Consider the following 17,770-nt stretch of genomic DNA (forward strand, 5'->3'; position numbering starts at 1 on the left):
ACAGTTGTTGAAGGTCGCTAAAGGTGTGAATCGCGGCGTTCGCGGCCATGGCCGGGGCGGTGTCGCCCCGGCGGCCAGTCGTGTTCATGCAACGCCTGCGTTCCACTCGCTAGAGCCGCATCAAGCGGCCCTTGCAGGTGTTAGAGCGGCGACGGTCCCCGGTCAGGATCGTGGTACGGCTGCTCTCGCAGCGCCAACTGGCTGTAGTCCGGCGTGATCGTGATCGATCGGTCGACGTCGCTGACCCTCAGGTACACGCGGTCGCCCGGCTTGAAGCCGAAGATCTTGAAATTGATATCGATCGCCTTCATCCACGGCAGGTACGGCCAGCCCCGCTTGGGTAGGTCCGGGTAGTTGCGCAGGACCAGCTCAAACGTCTTCTGCATGTTGACGGGTTTGTTCTTTCTACGACGTGGCTTAGTATTGGCGTCAGCCATTTCCGACTCCTGTGGCGAGTTGGTGGTGGTCAGCGGGTCGTATGGGTTGCAGCCCATGCGGCCCGCGCTTCTTTGTTGCCTCGGGTTTCCCCTTCTTTCTCCCCTCTTCGCTGGGTCTTGTTGGGCAAGACAGCTTTCTTTCGACCATCGGGGCGGAGGGGGCTGTGGTCAACTTCCGATGGTGAGAAGCGAAGCTTCATGACCAGTGTAGTCGGGATGGCATCTCAGAAAAGGGGAATTTAGGGGGATTGGCCGTTAGGTATAGAGTGCTCCCAATATAAGGCGGACGTTGCAAATTGGACTTGTCATCCCATCGCTCGTCGGCTTCCCGATGGCTATCACCAAACATAACTTCGGCTAAACGCGACTGTCCCTGAGTGGGCCGATAGCGCACCGAACAGTCGGCGACTCTTTGCGAGATGAGTAGTGATCGTTCGTACGACAAAATCTACGTACAAGTCATCGCCTTTTGCGGTCGCCCTGTAGGGCTAGCCGTATCGCCGTTGCTAACCAGCTTTCTGTCAACGGGCTGCGCCTGCAGAGGGCATCCGGTCCCACTGTATTCGGATGCGTACCTCCTGACTGTCGATCTTCGACTGGCCTCTGGTTTCATTGGCTAAGAGTTTGTCCGCCAGGTCCACACACTGAATTGATTGCAGAGAGCGCCGCAGACGAAGAAGATCTCAACTCGACTTAATCACGGACCGTCGACCTTTTCTTTCGCTCACTACCACGGAGTTCAACAAAAGGTTACGATGTTATCGGAGCACCCGAGATCACCTGATCTTCACAAAAAATGTTAGCCGAGGACCGCATGCCGATAGATAAAAACATGTATGATGAAAATGCCATTTACAGAAGCTGGATCGACAATCAACTAAAAATCGTCGAACCATCCGATCTAAACAACAATCGAGGGTTTAGAAAACCCCAACGAGCGGCACTTTTCGCAGCTCTATGCCATCTGACATCGACACCGGACCGACCAGCGACCATAGTGATGCCCACAGGAACCGGGAAGACTGATGCGATTTTTTCTCTGATTATTGCAGGCGCTTTCCCTAGGACCCTAATAATAGTACCGTCCGATGCCCTACGATCACAAACATCGGAAAAAATATCAGAACTTAAAAATATTCGCGACTTCCGAGCAATTGACGAACGGGTACTTTCCCCGCAAGCCTTCACTATGAGCGGGGCTCTTACAGAAAAAGATTTGCTCGAAATTGCTTCGAGCAATGTTGTTATAGCCACACCGAATGCTTTAACTTTGACTCACGACGATCAACTGGCTCAGCTAGTAAACCTCGTAAGCCACTTGATCGTCGATGAAGCACATCATGTTGCGGCAAAAACTTGGCGTAGTGTGAGAACAGCTTTTAAAGGAAAACCGTGCATTCAGTTCACAGCCACGCCGTTTCGAGAAGACAAGCAGACTTTGGACGGTCGCATAATTTACAACTACTCCCTGAAAGATGCCCAGGAAGATGGTTACTTTCAAGCCATAGAGTTTCATCCAGTAAGAGAATATCAACTTTCCCTATCGGATCAGGCAATCGCCGACAAGGCGGTAGCCCTACTTCGCGAAGATCTTGAATCCGGGAAAGATCATCTTCTCATGGCCCGCACCAATTCGATACCGAAAGCAAAGAAGATTTACGATTTATATCGGAAACACGAGGATCTTTCCCCTGTACTAGTTCATAGCGGCGCAAAAGAAAAGGATAAAATTGTCGAAAGAATAAAAAAGAGACAGCATAGGATCATCGTCTGTGTAAACATGCTCGGCGAAGGCTTCGATCTTCCTGAATTGAAGATTGCAGCTCTTCACGACCAGCATTGTAGCCCAGCTGTCACGCTTCAATTCATCGGAAGACTTACCCGCGTCAACGATCGATTGGGAGCAGCCAAGTTTGTCGCAAACATCGCAAACCAGAGAGTTGACAATCAAATGTCGGCACTTTACTCCGAAAGCGCGGACTGGGGCATTATTATTCGAGAGGTTAGCGAAAGAAAGATCGGTCGCGAATTGGATCGAGAAAAATTTGAAGCACAGTTTGACGACGTGGAGGATGGCGAGAAAATAATCGCATTAAAGCCAACCCCCAACGTGAGTGCTGTAGCTTACAAAGTTGCCCACACCGACTGGAAGCCGTTTGGTGCGGAGGAGATGCGAACAAAAGGTGAAGAAGTACAATTTTATTCGGTTAACGAAGATCAAACTTTAGTAATGGCAGTGACGCGCGCCGAATTTCCGGTCTCCTGGACGAACTCTGCTGCAATATCGGCGACAGACTGGTATCTGTACCTCGCGTATTATCGAAAAAAAGATGCAACGCTATTTATAAGCACCTCAGGCGACGAAGGGCAGTCCATGATCTTCAAAAATCTAATTTCAAAAAACGCCGAGAAAATCTCAGGGGAAAAGACGTTTCGCATTCTACACAACATCAATCTATTGAAATTTCAAAATGTTGGACTCACACGTGGCACTCGAGACGTCCGCTTTACCATGCACGTCGGCCGCGACATTAATTCCGTAATGGACGACCTCGAAAACGGGACCGCAATAAAATCCAATATTTTTGGAATAGGCTTTGAAAGAGGATTCAAAACTACCGCAGGTTGTTCATACAAGGGAAAGTTATGGGAAATGAACTCAGAAACCATTGATTACTGGGTGAAATGGTGCGACTCCGTATCAAATAAAATAAATGATGCAAGCATAAATACCAAAGATATACTAAACAATGTAATTAGATCAGAGAAAATTGAAAACCGCTGGCCCGACGGATTGTTTTACGCGGATTGGCCTGAATCTATTTACATTGAATCAGAGAACAAGGTCACATTGGCGATTAATGGCACCCCCTATAAATTAATAGATCTTTGGCTAGACCGCCCCATTCGCATTATAGATCGCACTCTGCGAATTTCAATTCTTACAAGCGATGGATTTGGGGCAGAGAGATCAGTTGGTCACATCGACGTTATCCTCGGAGTCGACGGCTACAAAATCGACTGCAAAGATATCAAGATAGTCCACGGAAAAGAACGCAATTTCTCCGACTATCTCGAAGATCACCCCATTAAAATTCTGAAGCAAGACGGCTCAATTATCTTAGGCAATTACCGTTACTACAGCCCGCAAACTCTCAATGTCAAACTGCCGAGGACACTTCTCTCCAGTTGGGACTGGGGCGAAACAAAAATAAACAAAGAATCCATGGGAAAAGACCGCGACATGGACACCGTCCAAGGATTCACATTTTCTAAAATAGAAAACTCTTACGAATTGATATTTAATGACGATGGCGCTGGCGAAATAGCCGATCTAGTTGCGATAAATGAACGCGAAGACCACGTCCAAATAGACTTTTATCATTGCAAATATTGCAACAAGGAGGCAAAACCTGGCGCACGAATTGATGACACTTATGTCGTAACGGGACAAGCGAGTAGATCAGTGAAATGGTTGCACACTGGGGAAGCCATTTTCAAACAACTCCTCGACAGATATAGTACGTCGCTTGAGAATGGCTTCGATCGAATTTTGAAGGGGCTCCCCGCGAGATTGGATCTACTTCGAAATAAATGTCGTGATTTGGAAGTCAGGATAGGCTTCTTCATTATCCAGCCCGCCATTTCGGAATCCCGCATTACGGATGAGATGCTAACCGTCCTTGGAAGCAGCTACATGTATCTCAAGAATATATCCGGGACAGAATTGAAAGTAATCGTCAGTAAATAGAGATTTTTAGAGAGGGAGGGGGCAGAAAATCGCGACCATCGGCAAAGACCTCAACAGTCGAAGCGAAGCCCCTTCCCCGAGGATCGACTGACTTCTGTAAATGCGATTCATTTCTATAAACGCCGCCAAGTCCGGCACCAACAAGCAAAAGCGGCCACCGTGCCCCCAAGGCAGCCGCCCTCGCCCCAACTCCAAACCGCAACCAGCCCTTACTCATCCACCTTAAAAGCCGAAACCAGCTTGGTCAATTCCGTCGCCTGCTGCTTCAAACTCTCCGCCGCAGCCGCGCTTTCCTCGACCAAAGCCGCATTCTGCTGCGTCATCTGATCGAGCGACTGCACCGCATCGCCAATTTGGTCGATGCCAGCACTCTGCTCCAGGCTAGCCTCTGCAATCTCGCTCATCATCGCGCTAACGCCTTGAACCTGCGAGACAACATCGCTCATCACCTTCCCCGCCTCACTAACGAGCCGCGACCCGGCACCCACCGTCCCCGCGCTGTGCTCGATCAGCGATTTAATCTCCTTCGCCGCCTGCGCACTACGCTGCGCCAGATTCCGCACTTCCGAAGCGACAACAGCAAACCCACGCCCCTGCTCCCCCGCCCGCGCCGCCTCCACCGCAGCATTCAACGCCAGGATATTCGTCTGAAACGAGATACTGTCGATCATCACGATGATCTCGGAGATCCGCTGCGATGCATCGCTGATCTGCTCCATCGTCGTCACGACCTCGCCCACCACCTGCCCACCCCGCGCCGCCGTATCCGCCGCGCCGTTGATCATCTTCGCGGCCGTCGTCGCCGTCTCGGTGTTGTTGCGCACCACGGCCGTGATCTCTTCCATCGACGAAGCCGTCCGCTCCAGGTTGCTCGACTGCCCTTCGGTGCGCTCGCTGAGATCCGCATTCCCCGAAGCAATCTGCGCCGACCCGGCCGCGATCGAAGTCGAAGCTGCACGAATCCGATGAACCAGCGTCGACAGCGACGACACGAACCGATTGAACGCATCCGACAACTGCCCGATTTCGTCCTCGCTCTCCACCGTCATGCGGCGCGTCAAATCCCCCTGACCGCTCGCGATCTCCGACAGCAGCGTAGCCGCCCGACGAATCGGCGCAGCAATCGCGCGGCCCACCAGCCAGATCACGAGCAACGCAACGCCAAGCCCAACCACCGCCGCGACGAGCGCCGCGCTGCGGATCGCCCGCGTCACCGGCCCGAGCAATTCAGCCTGCGGCACCTGAACGACCACATACGCATTCAGCTCCGGAATGAACGACGTCGCGATAAACCGCGCGCCGCCATCACCCTCGTAGCTCAGGTACGCATACGGCTTGCCCGCAAGCAACGTCGACGACGCCTCGCCCGGCAGCCCCGGCTCATCCTTCAGAAAATGCTTACCGTCGATCAACGACGTATCGCGATGCATCATGATCGCGCCGTCGGGGCGCACGAGATACGCAAACCCGGTGTCGCCGATCCGATAAGCCGAGATCCCCTTCGCGAGCGCATCGACGGACAGGCTCATGCTCGCCGCGCCGATCGGCACGCCGTCGAGTTCCACGCGGCTGTTGATGAACATCATGTAGCCGCCGACGGTCACCTCGCGATCCATGTTCACGTCGTACGCCTTGCCCGACGACAGGAAGCTGGTCAGCCACTGATCCTTGTCGGTCACCTTCCGCTGCAAGCCCGCTTCGTTGTAGTAGTTGCCGCTCTTCACCGACACCCACTGCACGGACGCGGCCTTCTGCTCGTCCTTCACGTTCTTGGCAAGCTGAATCCAGTTGCGCGTGCCGGCATCGGGTTCGCCGTCGGCTTCCCATTGCAGCAGGAACGCATCGCGCGCCAGAATGCGCGACGCGGCGATCGGGCCGGCCATCTGGCGCTGCACGTCGGCGCGGATGCCGTTAACCGCGGTGGGCAGCTCTTCGCGCACGACGCGATCGCGCACCGCGTTGCCGATCAGACGGACGCTGAGCCCGCTCGAAATCGCGACGAACACGAGCAGGCAACTCGTCATGCTGAGAATCAGCTTGTTCTGAATGGAAAGCTTGCGCCAGAAATGCATGGGGAACCCTCGATAACCGCTCGGTCTGAGCCAGATTGGGTTATCGGCAGGCGGGCGCAGAATCGCATCGCTAATTTCAGATAGCGATCATTCGAGATTCGTTATGTTGTTAAAGAGCGGGCATATGCGGCCGCCTATATGCACGAGAAACAACGCAAATACGAAGCGCTGGTCAGTAAGCAACGAAGATTGTGACGCGCCGGTTCCTCGCCCTTGAACCAGCATCGTCCCCCGCAACAAGCGGCTGCGTATCCGCCCGCCCGATCGCCGCCAGCCGATGGGGCGCGACACCGCGCTCGGTCAGGTAGCGCACCACACTCCCCGCGCGCGCCGACGAAAGCTCCCAGTTCGATTCGTATTTCGCGTTCGCGATTGGCACGCTGTCGGTGTGGCCTTCGACGAGGATGTCGCCGGTTGCATGCTCGCTCAGTGCCTGCGCGATCTGGTTCAGCACCGGCGACGAATCGGGCAGCAAACGCGCATCGCCGACGTTGAACAGGATCTTCGCGTCGATGCCGATCTCGACGCCGTGCGGCGCCTTCACCAACGAAATGCGTCCATTCGACTTCAACGAATCGAGCAACGCGAGCCACGGCGGCGCGGGGTCGGACTTGGCGGCATCGACCGCGGCAGCCGCAGCACCACCCGCCTGCCGCGCAAGCGTCTGATACCGCGCATCGAGCGCGTTGTATTTCGCGAGCTGAAGTACATACAGCGCGAGAAACAGCACCATCAACGTCGTGATCAGATCCGCGTACGAAATCAGCCAGCGCCCGGAGTGCGCGCCTTCGAGTTCGTGATCGTCGCGATCGGCAGCGGATGCGCCATCAGTTCGAGCAGTCATGCTGTCGGGAATCCGGGTTCGTCAAACGGTACAGATACAGGCCCAGGCGTAAGCACAAAGCACACGAACATCACGCCAGCGTTTCCGCCGCCCGCCCGCGCACGTCGCCGGTCAACCGCGTCTCGATCGTATGCGGCGACTCCTTGCGCGAAATCGCGAGCAAGCCGTCGAGATACAGCTTGCGAAACCGCATCTCGCTGTCGATCTGCGCGCGCAGCTTGCCGTACAGCGGCAGGAACACGAGGTTCGCGAACGCGAGCCCATACAGCGTCGCGACGAACGCCATCGCGATGCCCGGTCCGAGCTGCGCCGGCTCCAGAATATGACTCGTCACCTGCACGAGCCCGAGCACCGAGCCGAGAATGCCGAAGGTCGGCGCATAGCCGCCGGCCTGCTGCCACACGCGCACGGCTGCCAAGCGGCTGCGTTCGTACGCATCGAGTTCGCGCTGCAACGCATCTTCAAGCACCGCGGTCGACACGCCGTTCGCCAGCAGTTCGAGCCCGCGTCGCGCGAACGGGTGAATGCCGCTCACGTCCATCGACTCAAACGCGAGCAGCCCGTCGAGCTTCGCGCGGTCGCCCCATTCGAGCAGGTCGGACAGGTTCTTGCGATCGACTTCGCGTGCGCGCACGAACGCGAGCCGCAACTGCTTCACCGCGTCGAAGAAGCGCGCCCACGTGTTCTGGATCATCACCGCGCCGAGCGTGCCGCCGAGCACGATCACGAGCGCCTCGAACTGAAACAGCATCGAGAAATGCCCGCCTTCCAGCGCGAACCCAAACACGATCGCCGCGCCGCCCAGCACTACACCGACCAGGGTCAACAGATCCATATGCGCCTCCGTATCACGCGTCAGACGACAATGTCGACGCGACGGACATCGCACCCGCCGCAGGCGCCTTCGCCGCGCGTACGGCCTCCAGCACGCGCTGCTCGATGTCCTCGATCTCGACCGGATCGAGCTTGAGTTCGCGGCGCATCACCCACGACACCTCGTTGCGCCGCGCCTCGGTCATCACGGAAAACAGTTTGTCGGCCACCGCGCGATCGTCGAGATTCGCGATCAGTTTCGCGAGGTCGTACGTATCGAATGCGCTGATCACGTCGAACAGCGTGCGCTGGTCGATCCACACGAGATCCTCGAGCGCGCGCACGTCGCCGCCGCGGCGGCCATTGCGACGCGAGAAGTACGCAACGCCCTTTTGTTCGACGTAGTTGAGCACCTTCGATTTGCGAAACGCGAACACTTCTTCCGCGATCTCGCCGTTCGACAGCTTGTTGAGCAGCAGCGTCTTGTCGACGCCGATCAGCGATTCGAGATCGGCCAGTTCGATGAGTTCGAGTTCGCTGTTGATCGACACGTCGAGATCGTGATCGGCGACCTGCTGCGCGCGGTCGATCACGCGTGCGGCGTCGAACGTGACGACCTGGCGCGCATCCGACGAAGCCGCGTAGTCGGTTGCGCCACCAGCGCCGTCGCCCTGCGCGGCTTCGATCGTGACGAGGTTGAGCTTTTCCATGCGTCGCAGCATCGCGAGCACGTGCGGCCGCGAATGGCCGGCAATCGCGCGGCATTTGCGGATCACTTCGGCGAGCGGCACGGAGGTTTCGGCCGCATGCGCCTGCATCGGTCGGCGCGCCCACGTGTCGCCCGGGTCGCGCGCATCGGCGCCGGCCATCAGCGACAACACGTGCGCATACGACAGCACGCCCGGCATGAAGTCGGCATGCGTATAGGTCGCGAGTTGGTCATCCTTGCGTTTCACGCGGCGGATCATCGTTCGCACGATATGACGCAGCAGTGCGGACACGCGCTCGATTTCTTCATCGAGGATGCCGGCCGGCACGACCGTGAGCTGACAGAACGACAGCGCCTTCGCGGTATGCGCTCGCGGTTCGGCGGCGAGCAGCGCCGATTCGCCGAAGAACTCGCCGCGGCCGAGCGTCGCGACGATCACGCGCTTGTCGTCGCAGCGCGTGGACAGCTCGACCTTGCCGTCGGTAATGAGGAAGATGACGGGCTCGCCCGCGAAGCCCTCCGAGTAAATGATTTCCCCGGGCGCGGCGGTACGCGTCCACGATTGCTGACGATTCACAAGTCGATCCCCCTGCTGCGCTGGTTATTGCGGACTGCGCGTCGCACGTCTGAAGCATGCGATCGCGAGTCATCCCCGTGACTTGTTTACGTCATCGGGCGCAACGCCCTTTAGGACATTCGTGCTCGTTTTGAACCGAAATCAAGGTGAAACGTTTGCGAGTTGCGCACGTCCATCGATCGTTCGTTTCGTCGCGTGCGCCTGTAGTGAAATTGAAAGCGCGCCGCGATCACACGCGTCAGAACTCCATGTCGAGTTCGTCGATGTCTTCGTGCTCGGCCTTCGCCGCGTCGATCCACTCGGCAACGAACGGATGCGCCAGCACGCGCATGCAGTACTCGGCGACATCCGGTTCGAGCTTCACGTCGTAGGTCAAAAAGCGCGTGACGACCGGCGCGTACATCGCATCGGCGATGCCGATCTCCGCGCCGAACAACCAGGGGCCACCGTACTCGGCCAGACACTCGCGCCAGATCGTCACGATCCGCTCGATGTCGTGCTGCGCGCGCGACCAGATCCGGAAGCCGGGGAAATGTCCGCGCAGGTTCATCGGCAGCGCGGATCGCAATGCGCTGAAGCCGGAATGCATCTCGCCGCAGATTGACCGGCAATGCGCGCGTGCGTGGCGCTCGTCGGGCAGCAGCCGCGCCTGCGGGCGGATCTCGTTCAGGTATTCGGCGATCGCGAGCGTGTCCCACACCGCGTTGCCGTCGTGCGTCAGGCACGGCACGAGAATCGATGGCGACAGCAGCAGCAGCTCGGCGCGCGACGTGGCATCGATCGGCACGCTGATCGTCTCGAACGCGAGGCCGCTCAGCTTTGCGAGCAACCAGCCGCGCATCGACCACGACGAGTAATTGCGACTGCTGATGGTCAGCGTCGTTCGTGCGTTGGATTCCATACCACTCCCCTGCAGAATGTCGTTCGTGCCCCTGCACCGTAAACGGACGCGCCGTCGGACCGCGCACCACGCCTGTGCGGTCCGTACGCCGAACTGGCGCAACGTCGCACGGCATCGCCGCACGTGTCGCGCGCCCGACCAGCAAGGCAACGCATCGCCTTCGCCCTGCTCACTACCTACCGCGCGCATCGCCGCGCTCCCGAACCGCTGCAACGCGCGTGCCAGCCGCATGCTGGCATACGGCTTGCCTCGTTCATTGCAATGCGGCGTCACGAGCGAAGGTCATGAATCTGCTTGCCTATCCGTTTTATCAATGGTCTGCGGAATGCCTGCGTCCGGCGCGTGCATGGGCGGCCGCGACGCGCGCAACGATGTCGCTGTGGCCACCGGCGACATCGACGCCGACAGGCCGCATGGTCGATGCGCTGTGCGAACTGCTCGAATGCTGCGCGTTCTCGCACCGGCGGCCGCCGTTCGGGATCGCGTCGGTCGTCGTCGACGGCGAAGCGGTGCCGATCGTCGAGGAAGCGGCCACGGCCACGCCGTTCGCGACGCTACTGCATTTCCGCAAGGCGCGGCCGGTCCCGCGCCAGCCGCGCGTGCTGATCGTCGCGCCGATGTCCGGGCACTTCGCGACGCTGCTGCGCGGCACGGTGCGCACGATGCTGGCTGATCACGACGTGTACATCACCGACTGGCACAACCCGCGCGACATCCCGCTGACGGCCGGACGTTTCGGTTTCGACGAATACGTCACGCACGTGATCGACTTCATTCGCCACATCGGCCCGGACGCGCACGTGCTCGCGATCTGCCAGCCGACCGTCGCGTCGCTCGCGGCAGTCTCGCTGATGGCGGCCGGCGGCGATCCCGCTCAGCCGGCGAGCCTCACGCTGATGGCCGGCCCGATCGACTGCCGCGTGAATCCGACGAAGGTCAACGAACTCGCGACGAGCCAGCCGATCGAGTGGTTCGCGCACAACCTGATCAGCGTGGTGCCGACGGGCTTCGTCGGCGCGCAGCGGTGCGTGTATCCGGGCTTCGTGCAGGTGGGCGCGTTCATGTCGATGAACCCGGACCGGCATGCGGCGTCGTTCGCCGATTTGTACTACGAACGCGCGAAAGGCGACCCCGCGAAAGCCGATACGTTGCGGCATTTCTACGACGAATATTTCGCAACGGCCGATCTCACCGCGGAGTTCTATCTGGAAACGGTCGAGAAGGTGTTCCAGCAGTACGCGCTCGCGCGCGGCGAGCTGACGGTGGGCGACAGGCTCGTCGAACCGGCAGCGATTCATCGCACCGCGCTGTTGACGGTCGAAGGCGAGAAGGACGATATCTGCGCGGTGGGCCAGACGGTGGCCGCGCAGGAACTGTGTTCGGGATTACCGTCGTACCTGAAGACGCACCATGTCCAGACGGGTGTGGGGCACTACGGCGTGTTCAACGGCAGCCGCTGGGAAACGCAGATCTATCCGATCGTGCGGGCGACGATCCACGACAACGAGCCGTACGATCGCACCGCGGATGCGGAAGGTGACACAAGCGGCACCCATTACGTCACGCTGCGCGCGCTGCTCGATGCGCGCACGGCCGGGATCGATGCGGCGACCGAAGCGCAATCGGATCACGCAACTGAACGCGGATAGTGACACAGTGAATCGCCCCGCCGGAAAGGCGGGGCGACGTTTGCCGCAACATCCGGACGACGCGCGAGCGAACCACTCACGCGCCGGGCCGGCTAGGCGGAAGCGGAAGGCAAGTCGCGGATGTCGGCGCACCAATAAAAAACCGCCTGAATGCAGGCGGTTCGTCGAAAACGCACACCCAACCGGCACGCTACGCACCGACCTCGCCCCACGGCGTCGGCTCCGGCACGGCACACGGGCCGTCGACGTCGATCGATTTGAAGTCGGCAGGCCCGACGATCTCCAGATACTCCATGTCCGGCGAGTAGTCGAACAGGTAGTGAACGATTCCCGGCGCCTGGTGCACGCAGTCTCCTGCCGCCACCAGCGTTTCCTGTTCGCCGTACATGAAGCGCGCCCAGCCCTTCAGCATGATCACGATATGGAATTCGGCCTCGTGACGGTGCCAGCCGGTGCCCGCCGCCGGTGCATGATTGGCCCTGACGAGTTGCGCGACGACCTTGCCGTTCGTCGCGGCGGCGATACCGAGATCGCGGTACAGGAAGAAGTCGCGCAGGCCCTCGCCTTGATAGACGGTGTCCTGCGGCTTCACGTGGGAAAAAGCGGTGGTGGTCGGCGTGCTCATCGCGATGCTCCTTCATCGAAAGGATCACGCGAGACAAGCATTAAGCGTTCCAGTTTGCGACGGCGCGAAACCGTGCGCTTCCTTACTTCAACCGCCCCGACAGAAACTGCCCGAGCCGCTCGCTTTTCGGATTCACGAGAATCTGCTGCGGATCGCCCTCTTCCTCGATCTTCCCCTGATGCAGGAAGATCACGTGGTTCGACACGTTGCGCGCGAAGCCCATCTCGTGCGTGACGACGACCATCGTCCGGCCTTCTTCGGCGAGCTTCTGCATCACCTTCAGCACTTCGCCCACCAATTCCGGGTCGAGCGCCGACGTCGGCTCGTCGAACAGCATCACTTCCGGCTCCATCGCCAGCGCGCGCGCGATCGCGACGCGCTGCTGCTGGCCGCCCGACAGGTGTGACGGATACATGCCCTCGACGCGCGGCGCGAGCCCGACCTTCTCCAGATACTGGCGCGCCCGCGCGATCGCCTCGTCCTTACCGACGCCGAGCACGGCCATCGGCGCCTCGATCACGTTCTCGAGCACCGTCATGTGCGCCCACAGGTTGAAGTGCTGGAATACCATCGACAGCTTCGTGCGCATGCGCTGCAGTTGCTTCTGGTCGGCCACGCGCAGCGAGCCGTTGCGATCGCGCAGGGTCTGGATCGGCTCGCTGCCGATCGTGATCTGCCCCGAGCACGGCTGCTCGAGGAAGTTGATGCAGCGCAGGAACGTGCTCTTGCCGGAGCCGCTCGAGCCGATGATGCTGATCACGTCGCCGGCCTTCGCCTTCATCGACACGCCCTTCAACACCTCGTTGTCGCCGAATTTCTTGTGCAGGTTGTCAACGGTAAGCTTGTACATGCGGGGTCCTTCGTTGCGGATCTTGCGAATGCGTTAATGGCCGCGCGGCGCGAGGTACGCGAGCCAGCGCGTCTCGAGCTTGCGGAACGCCCAGATGAGCGCGAATACGACGACCGCGTACAGCACGGCCGCGATGCCGTAGGCCTGGAACGACATGTACGTCGCCGAATTGACGTCGCGCGTGACCTTCAGGATGTCGGGCACGGTCGCGGTGAACGCGAGCGTCGTCGCGTGCAGCATCAGGATCACTTCGTTGCTGTAGCTCGGCAGCGAGCGGCGCAGCGCGGACGGCAGGATGATGCGCGTATAGAGCTTGAAGCGCGACATTCCGTACGCCATCCCGGCCTCGATCTCGCCGGCCGACGTCGCCTTGATCGCGCCCGCGAAGATCTCGGTCGCATACGCGCATTCGTTCAGCACGAACGCGAGCAGCGTGCAGTTCATCGCGTTGCGGAAGAACGTGTCGAGCAGCACGTGGTCGTGCACGACCTGCAGGCTGTAGATGCCCGTGTAGCACATCAGCAGTTGCACGTAGAGCGGCGTGCCGCGGAACACGTACGTATAGAGCCACACGGGGCCGGAGATCCAGCGGTTCGACGACGCACGCGCGATCGCGAGCGGCACGGCGAGCGCGAAACCGAGCGCGATCGACACGACCAGCAGCCACAGCGTGATCGCGAGGCCGCTGAAGCGGTAGCCGTCGGAATAGAGATAGCTTTGCCAGTACTGGCCGACGAGTTCGATCACAGTGCAAGCCTCCGGACACCGACGGAATAACGCTTCTCGAGGTGGTGCAGCACGACGTTGGACACCGTCGTGATCGCGAGGTAGATCGCGCCTGCCGCGAGCGTGAAAAAGAAGAAATCGAGCGTGCTCTTGCCCGCGTCCTGCGACGCCTTCACGACGTCGGCGAGGCCGATGATCGACACGAGCGCGGTGGCTTTCACGAGCACCTGCCAGTTATTGCCGATGCCCGGCAGCGCGAAGCGCATCATCTGCGGGAACAGGATGCGGTAAAACACGCGCCAACCGCTCATCCCGTACGCGAAGCCCGCTTCGAGCTGGCCGCGCGGCACCGCGAGGAACGCACCGCGGAACGTCTCGGTAAAGTACGCGCCGTAGATGAAGCCGAGCGTCACGACGCCGGCCACGAACGGGTCGATGTCGATCTGGTCCCAGCCGAGCACGTCGGTCACGTCGTTCAGCAGGATCTGGATCCCGTAGAACAGCAGCAGCATCAGCACGAGGTCGGGCACCGCGCGGATCAGCGTCGTGTAGAACGTGCCGACCGACTTGAGCGCGCGGTTGGCCGACAGTTTCGCGGCCGCGCCGGCGAGGCCCAGTATCAGCGACGCGGCGAGCGACAGCACCGCGAGCTTCACGGTCTCGACCGTGCCGGCCCACAGCAGCGGGCCAAATCCTTGGAAGATCATATTAGGGATCCAGAACGATGTGGCTGGATTGTCAATAGCCATTAAGCGCGTATCAAACGAGTTCTGCGCACGACGTGATGCGGCCTGCTCATCAAGCCGGGCGCGTCACGCGAAGGGCGTGGCGAGGGCAATACCGAGCGCGAGTTTCTTCATGGCGTTCCTATCAGAGGCGAACTGGTGCGGGTTCCGGTCAAGCTGAGCGCCGTGAACCCTTCCAACCGGGGAAATCGCTCGTTCCGGCGACGCCCCAAGTTGTACAGACAACTCTGCCTTTTCAGGGCGAGGCCAGCAATCCGTGTTTATCTCTAATTGTCGGCGGATTAGGAGCAATAGGCCGCATTTTCCTTAATTTTCAATTACTTATGGATTACACGAAGCGGAATGATGGCGCTCTCGCGGCGTACGGGCGGGCCGCGGCAGCTGTCTAGACTTTCGTCGACTGAGCCGCTCATCCAACGATAACTCCGCCAGCGCGCGCTCATCATGCCTTGGGCCGTTGGCCGGCGCGGCACGGCGCGTTTACGCATCCTTTGCACGCGCGCGGCGAGTCTATACACCGTCTCGCCACGGCTATTTCTAGAATGGGGGCCATGTCCATCACGAGATCTCCGCGATGCGGAGCCCGCTGTGACCGGGGATGAGCCCATGAAACCGACCACAACCGATTCCGCTGCTTCACGCCATCTGCCGCCCGATCGTTCGCGGCGTCGCTCTCCCACGGACGCACTCGTGCTGCTGTCAGTTCGCGTCGAATCGGACAACCTCGCGATCGTGCGGCGCCAGTTGCATCAGGCCGTCGGCGCCGCGCTCAACGGCTACACGGCCACGATCGACAGCCGCACCGGGCGCGCGTGCATCGAACTCGAAGTCGCGCGGTCGCAGGCGTCGCCCGCGATCCTGTCGATCCTGCGCGCGCTGCCGGCCGCCGAGTTCGGCACGATCCGCCTGCTGCACTAGCCGGCGTTCGCCGCCGCCGCGCGTGAACACGCGTCACGCGCTCCCCTTTCATCGATTCGCACACGCGTGTTCGCACGGGCACGCGTGACGGGTCGCCGTTCCCGTCGCAACGGGCCTTTCCAGGAAATACACACAATGAAGAAAGCAGTCGTCGGTACCCTGTCGTTCGCATTCGTCGGCGCCGCCGCGCATGCGCAAAGCAGCGTCACGCTCTACGGGATGCTGGATGCCGGTATCGCCTATACGAACAACCAGTCGGGCAAAAGCGCGTGGCAGCAAGGCAGCGGGCTGCTGTCGAACACGGTCTTCGGGCTGAGCGGCAACGAGGATCTCGGCGGCGGTCTGCATGCGCTGTTTCGACTCGAAAGCGGCTTCAACCTGAACAACGGCACGCAGTCCTATCGAAATACGATATTCGGCCGCCGTGCGTACGTCGGCCTGCAGAGCGACCGGTACGGCACGCTAACGCTCGGCCGCCAGTACGACGCCGTGGTCGACTATCTGGGCCCGCTCGCGATGGCGAACAACGGCGACGGCAACAACCTCGCATCGCATCCGTTCGACAACGACAACCTCGACGATTCGTTCTACATCGACAACGCGGTGAAATACACGAGCCCGACGCTCGCCGGCTGGCAGTTCGGCGGCCTGTACGGGTTCGGCAACGCGGCCGGCGGCTTCGCGAACAACCGCGCATACAGCGCGGGCGTGTCGTATGCGAACGGGCCGGTCAATCTCGGCGCCGCGTACCTGCAACTCAACCGCGGCGGCCTGACGACCGGCGGCGCATTGTCGACGAACGACGCGCCGAACTTCCCGGCCGTCCGGCAGCGCGTGATGGGCGCCGGCGGCAGCTACGCGTTCGACCGGCTGACGATCGGCGCGTTGTGGACGCATACGATGTTCGACGAGACGGCCGCGTCGTCGCTGCCCGGCGCGCTGAATGCGCTGCGCTTCGACAACTACGAACTCAACGCGCGCTATGCGCTGACGCCGGCCGTCTCGTTCGCGGGCGCCTATACGTTCACCGACGGCCGCTACGACGACGCCACCGGCAGCCACCGGCCGAAGTGGCACCAGGTGACGCTGATGGCCGACTACGCGCTGAGCAAGCGCACCGACGTGTATGCGGAAACCGTGTACCAGCACCAGTTCGGCGTGCCGTCGGACGCGACGCTCGGGTTCGCGAACGTCACGGGGGTCGCGGCTTCGTCGACCGGCACGCAGGTAGTCGCAACGATCGGCATCCGGCATCGGTTCTGACCGCGCGCGGGCCGTCGACTGGCCGGCCGCTCTGTGCAATCCCGCATGGACGCGCGCCGGCCGAACAGGGATCATTCGGGGAATCCGGGCCGGCGCGCTCGCGAAACCGGTACACTCGGCGCCGGGCGCGCGCCGGACCGGCATTCGGCGGCGGCCCGCCGCCGACTCTGAATCGTGATCCCATGACCACACCGATCTATCAGGAAATCAAGGACTTCATCCTCGCGCGCATTCATGCCGGCGAATGGGCGGAAGGCGACCAGGTGCCGTCGGAGAACGAGCTCGCGCGCGAATTCAACGTCGCTCGGATGACCGTCAACCGCGCGCTGCGCGAGCTGACCGCCGAACAGGTGCTCACGCGCACGCGCGGCTCCGGCACGTACGTCGCGTCGCCGAAATACGAATCGACGCTCGTCGCGATCCGCAGCATTTCCGACGAAGTCGCCGCGCGCGGCCACGGCTATCGCGCGCAGGTGCTGCTGGTCGGCGCGGCCGTCGCCGATGCGAAGCTCGCCGACGAACTGCAACTCGACACCGGCAGCCCGATCTTCCATTCGCGCGTGCTGCACTTCGAGAACGACACGCCCGTGCAACTCGAGGAACGCTGGGTCAATCCGGCCTGCGCGCCCGAATACGCGTTGCAGGACTTCACGGCGACGACGCCGAACCAGTACCTGACGCGCGTCGCGCCGCTGCAGCGCGTCGAATACCGGATCGAGGCCGCGATGCCCGATGCCGACACGCGCCGCCACCTGACGATGGACGATCGCGAGCCGTGCCTGCTGCTGCATCGGCGCACGTGGTCGCAGGGGCTGGTCGCGTCGGTCGCCAATCTGTGGCACCCGGGCAGCCGCTATCGGTTCACCGGGCATTTTTGATGCCGACGCGC

At 60.6% G+C, this 17,770-nt stretch carries 15 protein-coding genes; 5 read left to right on the forward strand and 10 right to left on the reverse strand.

All coding sequences use genetic code 11. The features are described from left to right. Window positions 1-140 precede the first annotated feature (140 nt). Window positions 141-437, reverse strand: a complete 297-nt coding sequence (locus tag JYG37_RS19750) for a hypothetical protein (RefSeq protein WP_050018303.1) — start codon at window positions 435-437, stop codon at window positions 141-143. 814 nt (window positions 438-1,251) lie between these two features. On the opposite strand from JYG37_RS19750, the gene JYG37_RS19755 reads away from it, so the two are divergent. Further along, window positions 1,252-4,188 (forward strand): DEAD/DEAH box helicase, encoded by a 2,937-nt coding sequence (locus JYG37_RS19755; protein ID WP_213346119.1) that lies wholly within the window; start codon window positions 1,252-1,254, stop codon window positions 4,186-4,188. 209 nt (window positions 4,189-4,397) lie between these two features. Here JYG37_RS19755 and JYG37_RS19760 read toward each other — a convergent pair whose 3' ends face one another. The 5 genes from JYG37_RS19760 to JYG37_RS19780 all read right to left on the reverse strand — a co-directional run bounded on the left by JYG37_RS19760 (window position 4,398) and on the right by JYG37_RS19780 (window position 10,104). Further along, the gene (locus JYG37_RS19760; protein ID WP_213345753.1) at window positions 4,398-6,260 is read right to left on the reverse strand and encodes a methyl-accepting chemotaxis protein; all 1,863 of its coding nucleotides are present in this window, start codon (window positions 6,258-6,260) and stop codon (window positions 4,398-4,400) included. 172 nt (window positions 6,261-6,432) lie between these two features. After that, complete coding sequence (locus JYG37_RS19765) at window positions 6,433-7,104, reverse strand: OmpA/MotB family protein (RefSeq protein WP_213345754.1); 672 nt, start codon at window positions 7,102-7,104, stop codon at window positions 6,433-6,435. Between the two features lie 70 nt (window positions 7,105-7,174). Then, window positions 7,175-7,939 (reverse strand): flagellar motor protein, encoded by a 765-nt coding sequence (locus JYG37_RS19770; protein ID WP_089436092.1) that lies wholly within the window; start codon window positions 7,937-7,939, stop codon window positions 7,175-7,177. Window positions 7,940-7,952: 13 nt separating this feature from the next. Then, the gene (locus JYG37_RS19775) at window positions 7,953-9,203 is read right to left on the reverse strand and encodes a Crp/Fnr family transcriptional regulator (protein WP_213345755.1); all 1,251 of its coding nucleotides are present in this window, start codon (window positions 9,201-9,203) and stop codon (window positions 7,953-7,955) included. A 238-nt stretch (window positions 9,204-9,441) separates the two neighbouring features. Then, window positions 9,442-10,104, reverse strand: a complete 663-nt coding sequence (locus JYG37_RS19780; protein ID WP_050018077.1) for a glutathione S-transferase family protein — start codon at window positions 10,102-10,104, stop codon at window positions 9,442-9,444. A 284-nt stretch (window positions 10,105-10,388) separates the two neighbouring features. On the opposite strand from JYG37_RS19780, the gene JYG37_RS19785 reads away from it, so the two are divergent. Continuing rightward, window positions 10,389-11,753, forward strand: coding sequence for a polyhydroxyalkanoate depolymerase (locus tag JYG37_RS19785; protein WP_213345756.1), 1,365 nt, complete (start codon window positions 10,389-10,391; stop codon window positions 11,751-11,753). Window positions 11,754-11,943: 190 nt separating this feature from the next. Here JYG37_RS19785 and JYG37_RS19790 read toward each other — a convergent pair whose 3' ends face one another. From JYG37_RS19790 to JYG37_RS19805, 4 genes are all read right to left on the reverse strand, one after another. After that, window positions 11,944-12,378 (reverse strand): cupin domain-containing protein, encoded by a 435-nt coding sequence (locus JYG37_RS19790; RefSeq protein WP_213345757.1) that lies wholly within the window; start codon window positions 12,376-12,378, stop codon window positions 11,944-11,946. An 82-nt stretch (window positions 12,379-12,460) separates the two neighbouring features. Then, window positions 12,461-13,228 carry an ABC transporter ATP-binding protein gene (locus JYG37_RS19795; protein WP_050018074.1) on the reverse strand — a complete coding sequence of 256 codons (768 nt, stop codon included), beginning with the start codon at window positions 13,226-13,228 and terminating at the stop codon, window positions 12,461-12,463. A 33-nt stretch (window positions 13,229-13,261) separates the two neighbouring features. Continuing rightward, window positions 13,262-13,975, reverse strand: coding sequence for an ABC transporter permease (locus JYG37_RS19800; protein WP_124554511.1), 714 nt, complete (start codon window positions 13,973-13,975; stop codon window positions 13,262-13,264). Beyond that, complete coding sequence (locus JYG37_RS19805; protein ID WP_050018072.1) at window positions 13,972-14,661, reverse strand: ABC transporter permease; 690 nt, start codon at window positions 14,659-14,661, stop codon at window positions 13,972-13,974. The genes JYG37_RS19800 and JYG37_RS19805 overlap by 4 nt, the downstream gene beginning before the upstream one ends. 645 nt (window positions 14,662-15,306) lie before the next feature. Here JYG37_RS19805 and JYG37_RS19810 point away from each other — a divergent pair. The 3 genes from JYG37_RS19810 to hutC all read left to right on the forward strand — a co-directional run bounded on the left by JYG37_RS19810 (window position 15,307) and on the right by hutC (window position 17,759). Then, window positions 15,307-15,618 carry a hypothetical protein gene (locus tag JYG37_RS19810; protein ID WP_080334418.1) on the forward strand — a complete coding sequence of 104 codons (312 nt, stop codon included), beginning with the start codon at window positions 15,307-15,309 and terminating at the stop codon, window positions 15,616-15,618. A 135-nt stretch (window positions 15,619-15,753) separates the two neighbouring features. Continuing rightward, window positions 15,754-16,881 (forward strand): porin, encoded by a 1,128-nt coding sequence (locus JYG37_RS19815; protein WP_213345758.1) that lies wholly within the window; start codon window positions 15,754-15,756, stop codon window positions 16,879-16,881. Between the two features lie 182 nt (window positions 16,882-17,063). Next, window positions 17,064-17,759: a histidine utilization transcriptional repressor HutC gene (gene hutC, locus JYG37_RS19820; protein ID WP_050018069.1), complete on the forward strand. Its 696-nt coding sequence runs from the start codon at window positions 17,064-17,066 to the stop codon at window positions 17,757-17,759. The last annotated feature ends 11 nt before the right edge of the window (window positions 17,760-17,770 follow it).

This window comes from Burkholderia sp. LAS2 (genome assembly GCF_018417615.1).
Classification (GTDB): Bacteria; Pseudomonadota; Gammaproteobacteria; order Burkholderiales; family Burkholderiaceae; genus Burkholderia; species Burkholderia sola.

What these genes read in the sequence shown, in the direction of transcription:
- JYG37_RS19810 (WP_080334418.1), top strand. Translation starts at nt 15,307, where the DNA reads ATGAAACCGACCACAACCGATTCCGCTGCTTCACGCCATCTGCCGCCC.
- JYG37_RS19750 (WP_050018303.1), bottom strand. Translation starts at nt 437, where the DNA reads ATGGCTGACGCCAATACTAAGCCACGTCGTAGAAAGAACAAACCCGTC.
- JYG37_RS19815 (WP_213345758.1), top strand. Translation starts at nt 15,754, where the DNA reads ATGAAGAAAGCAGTCGTCGGTACCCTGTCGTTCGCATTCGTCGGCGCC.
- JYG37_RS19805 (WP_050018072.1), bottom strand. Translation starts at nt 14,661, where the DNA reads ATGATCTTCCAAGGATTTGGCCCGCTGCTGTGGGCCGGCACGGTCGAG.
- hutC (WP_050018069.1), top strand. Translation starts at nt 17,064, where the DNA reads ATGACCACACCGATCTATCAGGAAATCAAGGACTTCATCCTCGCGCGC.
- JYG37_RS19770 (WP_089436092.1), bottom strand. Translation starts at nt 7,939, where the DNA reads ATGGATCTGTTGACCCTGGTCGGTGTAGTGCTGGGCGGCGCGGCGATC.
- JYG37_RS19795 (WP_050018074.1), bottom strand. Translation starts at nt 13,228, where the DNA reads ATGTACAAGCTTACCGTTGACAACCTGCACAAGAAATTCGGCGACAAC.
- JYG37_RS19755 (WP_213346119.1), top strand. Translation starts at nt 1,252, where the DNA reads ATGCCGATAGATAAAAACATGTATGATGAAAATGCCATTTACAGAAGC.
- JYG37_RS19780 (WP_050018077.1), bottom strand. Translation starts at nt 10,104, where the DNA reads ATGGAATCCAACGCACGAACGACGCTGACCATCAGCAGTCGCAATTAC.
- JYG37_RS19785 (WP_213345756.1), top strand. Translation starts at nt 10,389, where the DNA reads ATGAATCTGCTTGCCTATCCGTTTTATCAATGGTCTGCGGAATGCCTG.
- JYG37_RS19765 (WP_213345754.1), bottom strand. Translation starts at nt 7,104, where the DNA reads ATGACTGCTCGAACTGATGGCGCATCCGCTGCCGATCGCGACGATCAC.
- JYG37_RS19760 (WP_213345753.1), bottom strand. Translation starts at nt 6,260, where the DNA reads ATGCATTTCTGGCGCAAGCTTTCCATTCAGAACAAGCTGATTCTCAGC.
- JYG37_RS19790 (WP_213345757.1), bottom strand. Translation starts at nt 12,378, where the DNA reads ATGAGCACGCCGACCACCACCGCTTTTTCCCACGTGAAGCCGCAGGAC.